This is a genomic window from Streptomyces yerevanensis (genome assembly GCF_000716805.1).
Taxonomy (GTDB): Bacteria; Actinomycetota; Actinomycetes; order Streptomycetales; family Streptomycetaceae; genus Streptomyces; species Streptomyces flaveus.
The window spans coordinates 61,677-77,491 of the sequence record NZ_JNWJ01000043.1; the positions used below are offsets into that span (position 1 = coordinate 61,677).

Sequence of the window (15,815 nt, forward strand, 5' to 3'; positions counted from 1 at the left end):
CCTGACCCGGCGGAGAGGTAGTACAGAAGTTTTCGGGAGCTGTTCCGTCCGGCGCCCCGCGCGAGCTTGCGGGGCTGTTTGGTGGCGGGGCGCCGGAGGAGCTTTGAGTACGCGAGTCCCGTACGGGAATTCACCGGTCCCGTACGGGACTCGACGTAGCGAATTCCCGTACGCGGAAAGGGACTCGTGCGCACTTGATCGAGGACTTACTTGACACCGATCTGGTCGCAGGCGGCCTTGAACTTGGCCGTGCAGATCTCGTCGACCGTGTAGATGCCGTCCTTGATGACAGTGTCGTTGATGTTGTCCTTGGTCAGCGAGACGACCGGGACGAGCACCGACGGGACGGCCTTGGTGGTCGGGCTGTCGACCTTCGTCTTGGCGATGGAGTCGAGCTTCTCGCCCTTGGCGAGCGCGACGGCCATCTCCGCGGCGATGTCCGCCTCCTGCGGGTAGGGCTTGTACACGCTCATGTACTGCTCACCCGCGACGATGCGCTGCACGCCCGCGAGTTCGGCGTCCTGGCCGGTGACCGGCGGCAGCGGGTTGACCCCGGCGGCCTTCAGGGCGGTGATGATGCCGCCCGCCATGCCGTCGTTGGCGGAGTAGACGCCGACGATGTCGTTCTTGCCGATCGCGGAGATCGCGCCCTCCATGTTGGCGTTGGCGTTCTCCGGCTTCCACTCCTTGGTGTCGTACGACTTCTCGATGTCGACCTTGCCCTCGAGCTCGGACAGCGCGCCCTTCTTGAAGAGGGCGGCGTTCGGGTCGGTGCTCGCACCGTTCATCATGACGATCTTGGAGGTGGGTGTGGCCTTGTCGCCGAGGGCCTCCAGGAGCGCCTTGCCCTGGACGCGGCCGACCTCTTCGTTGTCGAACGAGACATAGCCGTCGATCGGGCCCTGGGCGAGGCGGTCGTACGCGACGACCGGGATGCCCTGATCCTTGGCCTTGTTGACGGAGTTCTCGATGGCCTTGGAGTCCACCGCGTCCACGATCAGCACGTCCACCTTGTTGGTGATCATCGTGTCGACCTGCTGGTTCTGCGTGGTGGCGTCCTGCTTGGCGTTGGCGTAGACGACCTCGCCCTTGTTGTTCGTGAGCTCCTTGACCTTCTTCTCGATCAAGGGCTTGTCGAACTTCTCGTAACGCGCGGTCTGGTTCTCCGGAAGGAGCAGACCGACCTTGATCGCGTCACCCTTGGCGGCGCTGGGCTCATCGTTGTCGCCGCCGGCTTCCTCGGCGCTGCCACAGGCGGCCAGCGAGATGGCCATCGCACCTGCGGCAACGGCATAGGCAGCACGACGCATACGCGTGTTCACTTCAGAAACCTCCCTGACGTGGCCGCGACGGTGCGGCCGAGGTAACCGGAAGTCAACTCGGCCACATGTGCGACGTCAAGAAGTAAATCCTTAACGAGATGGCAACGGTGCCATCCGTTCTCTAAGTGAAGGCGGGAGTGGCCGCAGTGAGGGTTCCGTCCAAAAGGGTTGAATCCCCCATCTCGCTGAGTGCGAGAGCGAGAGCCCCGAGAACCTCCGCCCGGCCGCCGAGCGCCCCTGGAAGAACGGACAGCTGGCGCGCCGCACTGGGGATCGCATAGCGGCCGACCGACTCCCTTATGGGCCCGAGCACCAGCTCACCGGCCTCGGCGAGATCACCGCCGAGGACCACCCGGCTCGGGTTGAGCAGGTTGCAGAGATTGGCGACTCCACTGCCGATGTGTCGGCCGACGTCGGCGATCACGCGACGGCAGCCAGGGTCGCCGTCCCGCGCCAGCCGTACGACGCCTTCCATGGTCAGATCCGTGCCGTGGCTGGACTGGAGCAGCGGCAGTACGTAGCGCGCGGCCGCGAAGGTTTCCAGGCAGCCCCGGTTTCCGCAGCGGCAGACGGGGCCGGACTCGTCAAGGGTAATATGACCGATTTCTCCCGCCGTGCCACCCGGGCCGCGGTAGATCCGGCCGTCGATGACCAAGCCGGCGCCGACACCGCTGGCGACCTTGATGTACGCCAGGTCCCTGACTCCCCGGCCGCTCCCCCACACCAGCTCGCCGAGGGCGCCGAGGTTGGCGTCGTTGTCCACGTGCACCGGCACGCCGAGCCGTGCCCGCAGCTCCTCGGCGGGCTTGGTGCCGGTCCAGCCCGGCAGGATGGCGGTGGAGCCGAGGGTGCCGGACTCCACGTCGATCGGGCCCGGCACGCCGAGGCCGACGCCCGCGATCTTGCTGCGGTCGACGTCGGTGGCCGCGATCAGCCTGCTGACCAGCTGTTCGGCCCGGTCGAGGCCCTGGGCGGCGGAGGCGTCCACGTCGAGGGGTTCGGATTCCTCGGCGAGTACCTGATGCGCGAGGTTCCCGATCGCGACGCGCAAATGCGTGTGCCCGAAGTCGACCCCTATCACGATGCCGGCGTCGCCGCTCAGGCTGACGCTGCGGGCCCGCCGTCCGCCCGCCGATGTAGGCGTGACCTCGACCGTTCCGCCTTCCTTGAGCTCGCGGACGATGTTGGAGACCGTCGCCGCGGACAGGCCCGTCGTCCTCGCGATCTCCGCCTGCGTGAGCGATCCGGCCAGGCGCACCGCACGTACGACCCGTTCGAGATTTGCTCGGTGCAGCGACGACTGCGACCCGGGAGTCTCCACGACGACCTCCTGCGTACGGGGTTCGCCTCGGCGAGACCCCGTCTATGTGCAACTAGTGAACTCTAAGCTGAGCTGTTGGGGCTGCCTCCCGTCAAGAGGTTGAGCGGAGGGGCACATGCCAGAGCACGCATACACACAAGGGTGGCCCCGGTACCAATCCGGGACCACCCTCGCAAAGCGAACCAGCGGCCGAACCCCTACTTCAGCGCGCCGGCCGTCAGGCCCGCGACCACCTGCCGCTGGAAGATGATGTACGCGGCGAGGACCGGCAGCATGGCCATGACCAGGCCTGCGAAGAGTCCGGACCAGTCGCCCTTGTAGCCCTGGCTCACGGCGAGCTGCACGAGGCCCTGGGTGAGGACCTTGCGGTCCTCATCGGTGTTCAGAACCGTCGGCAGCAGGTACTGGTTCCACTGCCCCAGGAAGTTGAAGATGCTGATACTGATCAGGCCGGGCTTGGCCATCGGCAGCATCACCTGGAAGAACGTCCGCGTGTGCGAGGCACCGTCCACGAAGGCCGCCTCGGCCACCGAGGTCGGCAGCGTACGGAAGAACGCCGTCATGAAGAACACGGTGAACGGCAGCGAGTACGCGATGTAGACCAGGATCAGTCCGGGCAGCGTGTTCAGCAGCGAAAGGTTCTGCATGACGTAGAACAGCGGAACCAGCGCCAGGATGATCGGGAAGCTCATTCCTCCGATGAAGAGGAAGTAGATGAAGCGGTTCCCGGGAAACTCGAAACGCGCCAGGACGTACGCCGCCATCGAACCCAGCAGCATCGTGCCGACGAGCGAGAACCCCACCACGATCAACGTGTTGAGGAAGTAGTCGCTCATGTTCGCCTCGGTCCAGGCCCGCGACCAGTTCTCGAAGTGCAGCGAGTCCGGCAGCGCCCAGGGCGAACTGAAGATGTCCCGATCCGTCTTGAACGAGGTCATCACCGCCCACAGCAGCGGCATCACCACCATGAACGCCCAGAGGATGAGCATGCCGTGCGAGAAGAAGTTGAGGGTCCTGCCCTCGGACGGCTTCTCCAGCGGCCCGGGTACGGCCGTCGTCTTGGTGACGGGCGGCCGCTCGTCCGGGGTGGCGTCGGCGGGAGGGGTGTCGGTCGTCTTCATAGGTCAGTACTCCAACCGCTCGCGCCGGCCCAGCCTCATCACGACCGCCACGAACAGCAGCGTCACGATGAGCAGGGCCACACCGATCGTCGTCGCATAGGCGGCCTGGCCGTCGCGGAACGCCTTCTGGTAGACGTACAGCGGCAGAATCGTCGTCGAATAGTCGGGGCCACCACCGCTCGGCCCCACGGTCATGATCTGCACCACCGCGAAGGACTCGGCGCCCAGCGCCAGGATGCCCATGTACGCCCAGCCGGACTGCACCGTGTCCCAGAGCAACGGCAGGGTGATCTTGTAGAACGTGGTGATGCGGTTCGCGCCGTCGAGGAGTGCCGCCTCGTAGTAGTCCTTGGGAATGGACGCCATTCCGGCGGAGAAGAGCACCACGAAGAATCCGACGGAGCACCAGACGAGAACCGCGAAGACACACCACAGCGCGAGATCGGGATCGCCCAGCCAGTTGGGCTGGACATTGTCGAGACCGACCGCCTTGAGCGCGGAGTTGATCGCACCGCTGTTGGGGTTGTACGCGAACTGGAACAGCAGCGCGACGATCGCGATCGACAGCACCTGCGGGAAGAAGTAGACGACCTTGTAGAAGGACGAGCCGCGTACGCCCGCGATCACGGCGTTCTTCCTGCGCCGTCCGCCCACATTGAGCATGAAGGCGAAGAACAGCGCCAGTGTCAGCGTCACCAGCGGCAGCAGCACCACGAACATCACGCTGTGCTGGAACGACTTCCAGAAAACCTCATCGTCCAGCATTCTCGTGAAGTTGGCGAAGCCCACCATCTTGAACTCGGGGCTCAGACCGCTCCAGTCCGTGAACGAATAGTAGATGGACTGGATGAAGGGCCAGATGACGAAAAGGATGTAAATCGCCAGAGGGGTCGCCAAGAACCCCACGATGAAACGGTATCTACCGTGCTGCATTCCTACCGACCCGATCTTCCCGCGGGCGCTGCCGCCGACGCCACGACCATCGAGAGCGGGGGACCCCGATCACGCCCCGGGGTCCCCCGCCGCGCTCACTGGTGCTTGTAGTGCTGGATGGAGTCGTCCTTGGCCGCCTCGTCGGCGTAACCCTGGATCTTCTTGATCGCCTCGGCCGGCGTGAGCCGCCCGGCCATCATCTCGCCGAGGCCACCAACGCCGATCTTCTCCTTCTGCAACTGCACGTACCAGTCCTGGAGGCGCGGGTTGACCACGTTCTCGCCGGCCTTCTCCAGGGCCGCGACACCGGACTTCAGACCCGGGGTCAGCTCGATACCGTCGGTGCCGCCGTTGAACGCGGACAGTGACTTGACGGACGTGGTGAAGTTCTTCGACGACTCCTCGCTGAGCATGATGCGCAGCTGCTCCATGCCGCCATCGGGGTTCTTGGCCTTCGCGGGGACGATGAAGGGCTCACCGCCCGACGCCCAGATGGTGCCGAAGGGCATCTTGTCCGAGCTGTCGATGCCGCTGGGCGCGGACACCGCGAGGTTGAAGTCCTTCGGCATGGTCTTCGCCGCCTCGTTCTCCACCCATGAGCCGTTCGGGATGAAGAGCGCCTTGCCCTCGGTCCAGGCGGTCTGGGACTGGATGTGGTCCAGGCCCGGGGTGCCCTCGAGGATGTAGCCCTTCTTGTAGAGCTCGTAGTACGCCTCGAAGCAGGTCTTGACCGCGGGGTGCTTCCAGGCGTTCGGCTCAAGGTTGTCGATGGCGTCGAGAGTCTCCGGACCGCCGACCTTGGCGATCATCGGGTAGAGCGAGAAGGGGATGTAGTACGGGTGCTTGCCCGCGTACGTCCAGCCCGCGATGCCCTTCTTCTTCGCCTTCTCGCAGACCGCGAGCATGTCGTCCCAGGTCTCCGGGTACGTGGCGTCGAGCGAGTCCAGGGCCTTCTGGGAGTACCACACTCCGTACACGGTGTACGCGTAGTACATGATCCAGACCGGGTCGCCGTCGAACTGGCCCATCTCGACGATGCCGGGCCGCAGGGTGTCGCGGACCTTCTTGTTCGGGTCGTCGACGGACGGCGCGTCCAGCAACGGCGTGAGGTCGGCGAGCTGCTTCTTGCCGACGAGGACGCCCATGTCCATCTGCTCGGCACCGGAGTTGTCGATCAGGTCCGGCGGGGAACCCTGGTTGAAGCGCGGCTGGAGGACCGACTGGATCTTCTGGGTCGAGGAGAACTTGACCTTCGCGTCGGGGAACTTCTTCTCGTAGACCGCCTTGGCGTCCTCGGCGTACTTCGTGCCGAAACCGCCGTCGAAGATGACGATCTCCAGCGGCGCGGTCTCGTTGACGGCAAGCGGGTTCTCCGCGCTCTTCTTGCCCTTGTCGACCTTCTCCTCGCTGCCGCTGTCACCACCGCTGGCGCACGCGGACAGGAAGCTCATCGTGGGCACGGCGATCAGGCCGAGCGCTGCGGACCGCTTGATCAGATCGCGGCGGCCGACACCTTCACGGCCGCTGTGGGCGGAAGTGGATCCCATGCTCAAGTCCTCGCCTTCTCCAGGACTCAGGCGGTGAACCGGATCCTCCCGGGCACCGCGATGATGTGCTGTGTTTTCCCGGCGACACATGACCGAAAGCGGCTGCGTCGCGGGCCGGACCCCCGACCCTGAGGCCGGGTAGGACGACGTACTCGGTGCGCCCCTGCGGGGGGTTTCGACTGGACTCGGATCATGCCGGACCGCCCGCGGACGGACGAGCGACCATGCGGACGCTGACAGGTATAGTCCACTTCCCGAGGCGGGGGCAAGATCGAATGCAGGTTCGGTCAGCAGTCTTTCCCGAGTTGAGATCTCGCGGATATATGACACTCCCTTGGATTCCCCGTGCGCCTACCGAACCTCTCCTGACCTCGGCCAATTGAGTGATCCCAGCAACTTGCGACTCTTCACATCGCATACACCTCCTCCAACACCCTTGACACCACTGGCCACTTGACGCCCTACTGGTCCCCGCACAGCGAATTGACAACGTTGTCCGCTTCGCAGGGGAGGGTGCTGCCAGATGCGGCGCAGATCTCGGCACAGATGGGGTTCCACAGCAATTCTGGGAGCAACGGCATTAGCGCTGGTGGTGGCCTCGCAGGGCGCCGCCGTCGCCCGGCCCGGCCAAGCAGCGGCGGCCGAGGGGGAGTTCGCGTCCTCCTTCGAGACGAACGATCCGGCTCCCGACTGGCTCAACACGGTCGATACGACACCTGACGGCACGAAACGCTCCTCGGGCGTCGACGGCGGCTACAGCAGCGGCATCCCCGGCAATGTCACCGACCATGTCACCGACGTCCGGGCGAGCGCCGAGAACACCGGCGGTGGCGAGGTCAAGGAGAACCTCGTCGACGTCGAACCGAGCACCAAATGGCTGACCTTCGCGCCCACCGGCTGGGTCGAGTTCGACCTGGACGCCCCGGTCAGGCTGGTCACCTACGCGCTGACGTCGGCCAACGACCACGACGAGCGCGACCCCGTGGACTGGACCCTGAAGGGCTCCACGGACGGCAAGGACTGGAAGACCCTCGACAGCCGCACCGGCGAATCCTTCGGCGAGCGGTTCCAGACCAAGTCGTACGACCTCGCCGAGCCGGCCGAGTACCAGCACTTCCGGCTCGACATCACCAAGAACAACGGCGCCTCCGACGCCCTACAGCTCGCCGACGTGCAGTTCTCGACCGGCGGCGACGAGGAGGAGCCCACTCCCAAGGACATGCTCTCCCTCGTGGACAGCGGGCCGAACGGCTCCCCGACCGCCAAGGCGCGCGCGGGCTTCACCGGCAAACGGGCCCTGCGCTACGCCGGGGCACACAAGGCGGACGGCCGCGCCTACTCGTACAACAAGGTCTTCGACGTCAACGTCCGCGTCGGGCGGAACACCGAGTTGGCGTACCGGATCTTCCCGTCGATGGCGGACGGCGACCGCGACTACGACGCCACGAACGCGTCCGTGGACCTCGCCTTCACGGACGGCACCTATCTGAGCGACCTGCGCGCCACCGACCAGCACGGGTTCGCGCTGACACCGCAGGGACAGGGCGCCGCCAAGGTCCTGTACGTCAACCAGTGGAACAACGTCGAATCGCGGATCGGATCGGTCGCGGCCGGCAAGACGGTCGACCGGATCCTGATCGCGTACGACTCCCCCAAGGGCCCCGCAAAGTTCCGCGGCTGGCTGGACGACGTGGCGCTGCGGTCCGTAGCTCCCGAGAAGCCCAAGGCGCATCTGTCCGACTACGCGCTGACGACCCGCGGCACCAACTCCAGCAACGGCTTCTCGCGCGGCAACAACTTCCCCGCGACGGCCGTGCCGCACGGCTTCAACTTCTGGACGCCGGTCACCAACGCGGGTTCATTGAGCTGGCTGTACGACTACGCGCGTGCGAACAACGCCGACAACCTGCCGACCATCCAGGCCTTCAGCGCCAGCCACGAGCCCAGCCCCTGGATGGGCGACCGGCAGACCTTCCAGGTGATGCCGTCGGCCGCCTCCGGCACTCCGGACACGGGACGTGAGGCCCGGGAGCTCGCCTTCCGGCACGAGAACGAGACAGCACGGCCGTACTACTACGGAGTGCGCTTCGAGAACGGCCTCAAGGCGGAGATGGCGCCCACGGACCACGCGGCGGCCCTCCGCTTCACCTACCCCGGTGGCGACGCGAGCGTCCTCTTCGACAACGTCACCGACCAGGCGGGCCTGACGCTGGACAAGGAGAACGGGACCGTCACCGGCTACTCGGACGTGAAGTCCGGACTGTCGACGGGCGCGACACGGCTCTTCGTGTACGGGGCCTTCGATGCGCCCGTGACCGACGGAAGCTCGTCCGGCGTCAAGGGCCATCTGCGCTTCGACGCGGGCTCCGACCGCACCGTCACCCTGCGTCTGGCGACCTCCCTCATCAGCGTCGACCAGGCCAAGGACAACCTCCGCCAGGAGATCCCCGACGGCACGTCCTTCGACACGGTCAAGTCGCGCGCCCAGAAGCAGTGGGACCGGATCCTCGGCAAGGTGGAGGTCGAGGGTGCGACACCGGACCAGCTGACGACGCTGTACTCCAGCCTCTACCGGCTGTACCTGTACCCCAACTCCGGCTTCGAGAAGGTCGGCTCGAAGTATCAGTACGCCTCCCCCTTCTCGCCGATGCCCGGCCCGGACACCCCGACGCACACCGGGGCGAAGATCGTCGACGGCAAGGTGTACGTCAACAACGGCTTCTGGGACACGTACCGGACGACCTGGCCGGCGTACTCGCTGCTGACGCCCGATCAGGCGGGCGACATGGTCGACGGTTTCGTGCAGCACTACAAGGACGGCGGCTGGACCTCGCGCTGGTCCTCGCCCGGTTACGCGGACCTGATGACCGGCACCTCCTCGGACGTGGCGTTCGCGGACGCATACGTCAAGGGCGTCGACTTCGACGCCAAGTCGGCGTACGAGGCGGCCCTGAAGAACGCGACCGTCGTCCCGCCCTCGTCCGGAGTCGGCCGCAAGGGGATGGGCACCTCGCCGTTCCTGGGCTATACGAGCACGGACACGCACGAGGGCCTGTCGTGGGCGCTGGAGGGCTACCTCAACGACTACGGCATCGCGAAGATGGGCCAGGCCCTCTACAAGAAGACGGGCGAGACTCGCTACAAGGAGGAGTCGGAGTACTTCCTCGACCGGGCCCAGGACTACGTCAACCTCTTCGACCCGAAGGCGGGCTTCTTCCAGGGCCGCAACGAGAAGGGCGACTGGCGGGTCGAGTCGTCCAAGTACGACCCACGCGTATGGGGTTACGACTACACGGAGACGAACGGCTGGGGTTACGCCTTCACCGCGCCCCAGGATTCGCGCGGCCTCGCGAACCTGTACGGCGGACGGTCGGAGCTCGCGGAGAAGCTCGACGAGTACTTCGCGACCCCGGAGACCGCCTCACCCGAGTTCAAGGGCTCGTACAGCGGCGTCATCCATGAGATGACCGAGGCCCGTGACGTACGGATGGGCATGTACGGGCACTCCAACCAGGTGGCCCACCACGTCAATTACATGTACGACGCGGCCGGTCAGCCCTGGAAGACCCAGAAGAACGTGCGCGAGGTGCTGTCCCGCCTCTACACCGGCAGCGAGATCGGCCAGGGTTACCACGGCGACGAGGACAACGGCGAGCAGTCGGCCTGGTTCCTGTTCTCCGCGCTGGGCTTCTATCCGCTGGTGATGGGCAGTGGTGAGTACGCCATCGGGTCGCCTCTGTTCACCAAGGCGACGGTGCATTTGGAGAACGGCAGGGACCTGGTCGTCAAGGCCCCGAAGAACAGCGCGAAGAACGTGTACGTGCAGGGGTTGAAGGTCAACGGGCGTACGTGGACGTCGACCTCGCTCCCCCACTCGCTGATCTCGCGCGGCGGGGTTCTGGAGTTCGACATGGGGCCGAAGCCGTCGTCGTGGGGCACGGGGAAGAAGGCGGCGCCACCGTCGATCACGCAGGACGACAAGGCGCCGTCGCCGCGGGCCGATGTCATCGAGGGGGAAGGGGCGTTGTTCGACAATACGTCGGCGACGGACGCGGTCACGGCGTCCACCGAGCTGCCAACTGAGAAGTCCGTCAAGGCAGTTCAATACACCTTGACGTCCTCTGAGCGTGCGAAGGCACCCAAGGGATGGGTCCTGCAGGGCTCGTCCGACGGCAGCACGTGGAGGGACCTGGACAAACGCTCCGGCGAATCCTTCGCATGGGACAAGCAGACGCGGGCGTTCTCGGTCGCGACGCCGGGGACGTACCGGCACTACCGCCTGGTCCTCGACGGTGAGGGAACGCTGGCGGAGGTGGAATTGCTGGCGTGAAGTACTCCCCCACGAGAGAGGGGCGGGCCCGGGGATCGCTCCGGGCCCGCCCCTCTGTACTCGGTCAATTGCGAGGGCCGTCGTGGACGTTGTGCTGGCTCAGCTCCACAGCGAACCGGGACGCTGTGACGAAGTCGGCGTCATCATGGAGAACGACGAGTCCGTGGTGGGCCGCCGTTGCGCAGATCTGGAGGTCGACGGCCGAGAGGGCCCTGTGCGCACCTTGGTCTGCTGCGCGCTCCTGGAATGCGCTGATCCATTGGCCTGCGCTCTTGGCTACGGAAACATCGTCGTAGAGGTCTGCGAACATGTCGCTGAACGCTCTGTACTCCTTGGAGTCACGTGCGGACCGGAGGAACTCTGCTCGCTGCGGATAGCACGAGAGAACGTCTCCGTCCATGACCACCGGCCGCCATGTCTCATGCAGGTCGCGGTCCCGGAGCAGGCGCCACAGCGCCGAGGAATCGAGTAGGTAGCGGATCACGGACGTACGGCCTTCTTGTCCGCTCGGTGAGCCTCTTCGGCCCCCTCGATGTCCCAGTCCTGGGCCATCTCGAAATATCTGTCGTATGCCGCTGCGCGAGCCAGTCGCTTGTTGTACGCCTCCAGTGCCGCTGCCACCGCGGCTGTCTTGGTCCGGTGGCCGCCCAGGCGTTTGGCTGTTTCCAGGGTTTCGTCGTCGATATCGATGTGGGTGAGCGCCACCGAGACCTCCCGAATGTACATACCGACTCTACGAAGGTGCGGATTATTGTACATCGACACAGAGCGTCAACGCCTGAAGGTCATCGCCGGGGGCGGGCACGGTGGCCAATGGCTGTCACCGACCACCAGGCCCGCCCGAGCGGCGGTTCAGCCGACCCGGCACGCGAGGGCCGTCCCCGGATCATCCCCGGAGCCCCCGACCGTGTACCCGAACGTCGTGCTCTCTCCCGGATCCAACTCCCCGTTCCAGTCGGCGTTGTGGACCATCACGTTCTGCCCGGTGTAGGTCGCGCTGCCGCTCCACAGACTCTCAACCCTCTGACCTCCGGGCAGCGTCCAGTCGACCATCCAGCCCAGCATCGGGACGTCGCCGGTGTTGGCGACGGTCACCTCGGACTGGTAACCGCCGTTCTTCAGCCAATAAGTTGACTAAAAACACTCACATACTGATCTTGTTGGTGACATGTACATACGCTTCCGGACGTTTCATGCAGATGATCGTCAGAAAGGGATCAGCCATACGCTTGGCGCGACTGTCCAACCTGCGTACGTCCGGCCCCCGCGTAGATGCCGTCAGCCTCGGCGCCGCCGCTGCCGTCGGCCTTCTCTCCGCGCTTGCCCATGCGGCGAGTTGGAGCAGCAGCCTGACGGGGGCCGCTCCCGGCTTCGATCCCCGTCGCTGATACGACACCGGTAGCTCCACCAACATCAAGTTCACCGGCTGAACTACTAAAGAACGTCCAGCCATCCGGCCATACGCACACACAGCGGGTGTGGCCGGGCGGCCAGCCGTGCCATGAGGAACCCCCATGCCCCTGAACTATGAGTCGTGCACCTTCCGCTACTCCTCCAGGTCACGCCCCGTCCTCAACCAGCTCAACCTGAACTTCTCCCCCGGCCACACCGTCCTCCTCGGCCCGAACGGCGCAGGGAAAAGCACCCTGCTCACCCTCGGCGCCAGCGCCTCCACACCACAAGCGGGCCGAATACGCTACGGGGACCTCGACCTCGCCAACCGCAGGCATGTGCGGACCTACCGCCACAAGGTTTCCTGGCTGCCGCAGCGCCCAGGATTCCTCCCCGGTATGACGTGCAGAGAGCACGTGGCATACGTGGGCTGGCTCAAGGGCATGCGGGAGCGCGACGCCTGGGATGCCGCTCCCGAGGCCATCGAGCGCGTCGGCCTCACCGACAAGCTCAACAACAAGATCAAGACACTCTCCGGCGGACAGCAGCAGCGCATCGCCATCGCGCAAGCCCTCGTCCACGACGCCGAAGTACTCCTTCTCGACGAACCCACCGTCGGGCTCGACCCCCACCAGCGACGCCGCTTTCTCGACCTGCTGATCTCCCTGCGCGGCACGGTCCACGTCATCGTTTCCACGCACGACATCGGCGACCTGGACCAGGCTTTCGACGAAGTCGTCGTCCTTGAAGCGGGCCGTTCCCGCTTCAAGGGGACGGTCAAGGAATTCGCCAGCCACCACGCATCGGACTGCGCGCCAGGACGCCAGATGGAAAGCGCCTACGCGGCCCTCCTGGGGGCAACCGAATGACCATCACCTGGGCAAACCTCCGCGCCTCGGCCGCACCGTGGCTGGTCGTCCCCGCCCTGATCTACATCAGCCTGTACATCGGCGACGTCACCTACACCGCTCCCTCCCACTACGGTGTGGAATCCGGCGAGATGGCCGCCTTCGCCGTGGCAGTCATCGCCCCGGCCGCCGCCGGCGCCACCGCATGGGAAGCAGGCCGACACCGCCTCCTGGGCGCCATACGCACCACCAGCCCCCGCAACCCTCTCGTGCAGTTCCTGCGAGCCGTCACCCCCGCCCTGATCCTCTACCTCGTTCTCGCCGTCGCCGCGCTCGTGTTCGCCCGCAACGCGACAGGCATATGGCCCGGTGGTGCCGGTTGGCTCGCCGTGGCCCACCTGATTGTTCTCCCCCTCGGGTGGACGGTCATCGGCTGGTGCGCCGGACGCGCCCTTCCCGGCAGCATCGCCGCCCCGCTCGTGGCGATCGGCTGCTGGGCCTGGCTCGCCATGCCGCACTCCTTCGCCAACCCCTCCCTACGGCACCTGGGAGGCTTCATCGACGGCGGTTCCACCGTCACCGACATCCGCGACCCAGCCGTCTACCTCGTCCCGTGGGGTGTTGTTGCCGGTCTGGCCGTCGCCGCGTGGCTTTTGACCAGCCCACACCGGCGCAGTCTCAAGGCCACGATCGGCGCTGTGACCGCCGCGGCGGCCCTCGTCACCGGCTACCTTGCCGTGTCCGACTGGGGATACGGGGCTCCAACCCATCCCCGTACCGTCGCCATGTCCTGCACGGGACAGGCTCCCAGAGTGTGCGTGCCGCCGGAGTACCAGTCGTATGCCGAGCAGCTGCGCCGCGACACCATGGGGCCGATCGACGATCTGAAGGCCGTCGGCGTTCCAGCCCCTCAGGAGCTGCGCATCACCTCTGCCAGTACACCACCCAAGCCGGGCACCTGGCCGCTGTACTGGTCGCTTCCCGCTCTCCACGACCAAGCCTCCCAGGAGCGTTACGAAGCTGATCTCGCCGAATCAGCAGTAGCCGGTGTCGCCGCCACCGCTGGTGTGCGCGACTGCCGGCAGCCCGGCTCTCCCGCAGCCGCCTGGGCCGCACTCGTCATCGGCCTCGACACACAATCCATCCAGCAGGCGATGCTCCCCGCCGAATGGACAGCACTCCAGAAGGTCCGCCAGATGCCCGCCGCAGATCAGGCCGACTGGTTCAAGCAGAAGGCCACCAGCCAGGAGCACTGCAACCGGGTGGGCACGTGAACCGATACGCGCTGACGGTACGCCGCTGGTGGGCCGTCCCTCCCACGCTCGCCGTGATCGTGGTCGTGTGCTGGGCGGTGGGCACGAGCGAGGTTCCCATCCCGAGCTTGGTCGGCGGGATGGACGGTGCACGCCTGGCGTACTTCACCCCCATCCTGGCCGTCGTCGCCGTCATGTACTGCATGGAGCGTCGGCTCCGGGAGGCGGAACGGACAGCGGTCGTACCCATCCGCCGCCTCGACCATGGCGCCGTCATCCTCACCGCAGTTCTCGCCCACGGGGCTGGAGTGCTGGTGGGGATGGACGTCGCCCGCAACATCACGCTCCTCCTCGCTCTTGCTCTCCTCGTACGGCGTGTGGCCAACGAAGCGGCGGCAGCGGCTTCCGGAATGGCGCTCCTCATCGGCACCCTGATCGCCGGCCGTGCCTACCAGCCCGGCGGCTCCGCCACGCACACCTGGTGGGCGCTACCCCTCTACCCGGCTGGAAGTGCGACCGCATGGCTGATCACCGTTGCCGTGTTCGCTCTCGTTCTGCTGGCCAGTCCGTGACGTCTCAGGGGCGGCGGGTTCGCCGTTCCTTGAACGTGGCTCTGGCTCGCTTTCCGTGCCGGAGCCACGGAGGGTAACGAACACCGCGATCATGAACGGCCGTGAGTGATCTGCTCCTCCAGGACCTGCGGATCCACCAGCCGAAGGTGTTCTGATCGAGGACACCGCACCTGAGGTGGTGTTCGATGAGCCCGCGCGTCAACGGCGTGCCGTGGCAGTCTCACTTCGGGTGACGCTACCGTCGTACACAAGACCACGACGCGCACCGGCGTCCACACTCTTGTCCATGGGAGCAGTGATGACCACACCCGGGCAGGGACGGGCCACAGAGGACACCTGGATGTTCCCGCCGGCAGACGGCTGGACCTTCGACCAGGTCAAGCACTTGGAGCTGCCCTTCGACTGGGAACTCGTGGATGGACGGATCGTGGTTCGAGGACAGACCAAGTACTGGCACAACCGTGTGCGAGACAGGCTGTTGATCGCCCTTGAGGCCACACGAGCCGAGCCGTACGAGGTCGTGGCCGAGCAATGCGTCATGGTCGATGACCAGAACACCAACAAGCCGGACGTGATCGTCTTCGACTCCCGGAAGCTGAACTTCCTGGAACTCGAATGCATCCCGGTGGAGAAGCTCGCCCTCGTCGTGGAGGTCGTCTCCCCCGGTTCCCGCCAGGACGACCGCGTGCGCAAACCCGCGCTTTTCGCCGCGTCCAAGGTGCCGTTCTACTGGCGCGTGGAACTCGACCGGGATGGGCAGCTCGCTGTCCACGAGTACTGGTTCAACGCGGACACACGCTCCTACTTCCCCGCCCCCATGCACCCGGTGCACCGCGACAAGCTCATCACCGAAGTGCCGTTCCCGGTCGAGATCGACCTCGCTGTCATCGGGTTCTGACAAGCCGCTCCAGTCAGCCGACCCGGCACGCGAGGGCAGTCGCCGGATCACCCCCGGAGCCCTCGACGGTGTACCCGAACGTCGTGCTCTCTCCCGGATCCAACTCCCCGTTCCAGTCGGCGTTGTGGACCATCACGTTCTGCCCGGTGTAGGTCGCGTTGCCGCTCCACAGACTCTCGACCCTCTGACCTCCGGGCAGCGTCCAGTCGACCATCCAGCCCAGCATCGGGACGTCGCCGGTGTTGGCGACGGTCACCTCGGACTGGTAACCGCCGTTC

At 65.9% G+C, this 15,815-nt stretch carries 13 protein-coding genes and 1 pseudogene; 5 read left to right on the forward strand and 9 right to left on the reverse strand.

Annotation, left to right across the window (positions count from 1 at the left end; genetic code table 11):
- Positions 1-206 precede the first annotated feature (206 nt).
- From OP79_RS34560 to ngcE, 5 genes are all read right to left on the reverse strand, one after another.
- Positions 207-1,310 carry an ABC transporter substrate-binding protein gene (locus OP79_RS34560; RefSeq protein ID WP_211270918.1) on the reverse strand — a complete coding sequence of 368 codons (1,104 nt, stop codon included), beginning with the start codon at positions 1,308-1,310 and terminating at the stop codon, positions 207-209.
- Positions 1,311-1,443: 133 nt separating this feature from the next.
- A complete protein-coding gene (locus OP79_RS34565; protein WP_033325846.1) occupies positions 1,444-2,643 on the reverse strand; it encodes an ROK family transcriptional regulator in 1,200 nt (399 codons plus the stop codon).
- A gap of 197 nt (positions 2,644-2,840) precedes the next feature.
- Positions 2,841-3,764 carry a carbohydrate ABC transporter permease gene (locus tag OP79_RS34570; RefSeq protein WP_033325848.1) on the reverse strand — a complete coding sequence of 308 codons (924 nt, stop codon included), beginning with the start codon at positions 3,762-3,764 and terminating at the stop codon, positions 2,841-2,843.
- A 3-nt stretch (positions 3,765-3,767) separates the two neighbouring features.
- Positions 3,768-4,697, reverse strand: a complete 930-nt coding sequence (locus OP79_RS34575) for a carbohydrate ABC transporter permease (RefSeq protein WP_033325849.1) — start codon at positions 4,695-4,697, stop codon at positions 3,768-3,770.
- Between the two features lie 95 nt (positions 4,698-4,792).
- Positions 4,793-6,244, reverse strand: coding sequence for an N-acetylglucosamine/diacetylchitobiose ABC transporter substrate-binding protein (ngcE, locus tag OP79_RS34580; RefSeq protein ID WP_033325850.1), 1,452 nt, complete (start codon positions 6,242-6,244; stop codon positions 4,793-4,795).
- 523 nt (positions 6,245-6,767) lie between these two features.
- Here ngcE and OP79_RS34585 point away from each other — a divergent pair.
- Positions 6,768-10,574 carry a GH92 family glycosyl hydrolase gene (locus OP79_RS34585; protein WP_211270916.1) on the forward strand — a complete coding sequence of 1,269 codons (3,807 nt, stop codon included), beginning with the start codon at positions 6,768-6,770 and terminating at the stop codon, positions 10,572-10,574.
- 64 nt (positions 10,575-10,638) lie between these two features.
- On the opposite strand, the gene OP79_RS34590 is transcribed toward OP79_RS34585, so the two are convergent.
- From OP79_RS34590 to OP79_RS34600, 3 genes and pseudogenes are all read right to left on the reverse strand, one after another.
- Complete coding sequence (locus OP79_RS34590) at positions 10,639-11,058, reverse strand: PIN domain-containing protein (RefSeq protein WP_211270917.1); 420 nt, start codon at positions 11,056-11,058, stop codon at positions 10,639-10,641.
- Positions 11,055-11,300: a type II toxin-antitoxin system VapB family antitoxin gene (locus tag OP79_RS34595; protein ID WP_033325851.1), complete on the reverse strand. Its 246-nt coding sequence runs from the start codon at positions 11,298-11,300 to the stop codon at positions 11,055-11,057. The genes OP79_RS34590 and OP79_RS34595 overlap by 4 nt, the downstream gene beginning before the upstream one ends.
- A gap of 126 nt (positions 11,301-11,426) precedes the next feature.
- A pseudogene (locus OP79_RS34600) lies at positions 11,427-11,690 on the reverse strand (cellulose binding domain-containing protein); the annotation flags it as partial.
- 398 nt (positions 11,691-12,088) lie between these two features.
- Between OP79_RS34600 and OP79_RS34605 the strand changes: the two are divergent.
- The 4 genes from OP79_RS34605 (at position 12,089) to OP79_RS34620 (ending at position 15,537) form a co-directional block, all read left to right on the forward strand.
- Complete coding sequence (locus OP79_RS34605) at positions 12,089-12,835, forward strand: ABC transporter ATP-binding protein (RefSeq protein ID WP_033325854.1); 747 nt, start codon at positions 12,089-12,091, stop codon at positions 12,833-12,835.
- Positions 12,832-14,088: a DUF7224 domain-containing protein gene (locus tag OP79_RS34610; protein WP_033325855.1), complete on the forward strand. Its 1,257-nt coding sequence runs from the start codon at positions 12,832-12,834 to the stop codon at positions 14,086-14,088. Before OP79_RS34605 ends, OP79_RS34610 begins: the two co-directional genes overlap by 4 nt.
- The gene (locus OP79_RS34615) at positions 14,085-14,639 is read left to right on the forward strand and encodes a hypothetical protein (RefSeq protein WP_033325856.1); all 555 of its coding nucleotides are present in this window, start codon (positions 14,085-14,087) and stop codon (positions 14,637-14,639) included. Before OP79_RS34610 ends, OP79_RS34615 begins: the two co-directional genes overlap by 4 nt.
- Positions 14,640-14,925: 286 nt before the next feature.
- Complete coding sequence (locus OP79_RS34620; protein WP_033325857.1) at positions 14,926-15,537, forward strand: Uma2 family endonuclease; 612 nt, start codon at positions 14,926-14,928, stop codon at positions 15,535-15,537.
- Between the two features lie 13 nt (positions 15,538-15,550).
- Here OP79_RS34620 and OP79_RS34625 read toward each other — a convergent pair.
- The coding region (locus tag OP79_RS34625) for a cellulose binding domain-containing protein (RefSeq protein WP_033325859.1) at positions 15,551-15,815 on the reverse strand (265 nt) is incomplete at its 5' end.

Coding starts and splice junctions, on each gene's coding strand:
- OP79_RS34560 (WP_211270918.1), bottom strand. CDS start 1,310: ATGCGTCGTGCTGCCTATGCCGTTGCCGCAGGTGCGATGGCCATCTCG.
- OP79_RS34570 (WP_033325848.1), bottom strand. CDS start 3,764: ATGAAGACGACCGACACCCCTCCCGCCGACGCCACCCCGGACGAGCGG.
- OP79_RS34575 (WP_033325849.1), bottom strand. CDS start 4,697: ATGCAGCACGGTAGATACCGTTTCATCGTGGGGTTCTTGGCGACCCCT.
- ngcE (WP_033325850.1), bottom strand. CDS start 6,244: ATGGGATCCACTTCCGCCCACAGCGGCCGTGAAGGTGTCGGCCGCCGC.
- OP79_RS34585 (WP_211270916.1), top strand. CDS start 6,768: ATGCGGCGCAGATCTCGGCACAGATGGGGTTCCACAGCAATTCTGGGA.
- OP79_RS34595 (WP_033325851.1), bottom strand. CDS start 11,300: ATGTACATTCGGGAGGTCTCGGTGGCGCTCACCCACATCGATATCGAC.
- OP79_RS34605 (WP_033325854.1), top strand. CDS start 12,089: ATGCCCCTGAACTATGAGTCGTGCACCTTCCGCTACTCCTCCAGGTCA.
- OP79_RS34610 (WP_033325855.1), top strand. CDS start 12,832: ATGACCATCACCTGGGCAAACCTCCGCGCCTCGGCCGCACCGTGGCTG.
- OP79_RS34620 (WP_033325857.1), top strand. CDS start 14,926: ATGGGAGCAGTGATGACCACACCCGGGCAGGGACGGGCCACAGAGGAC.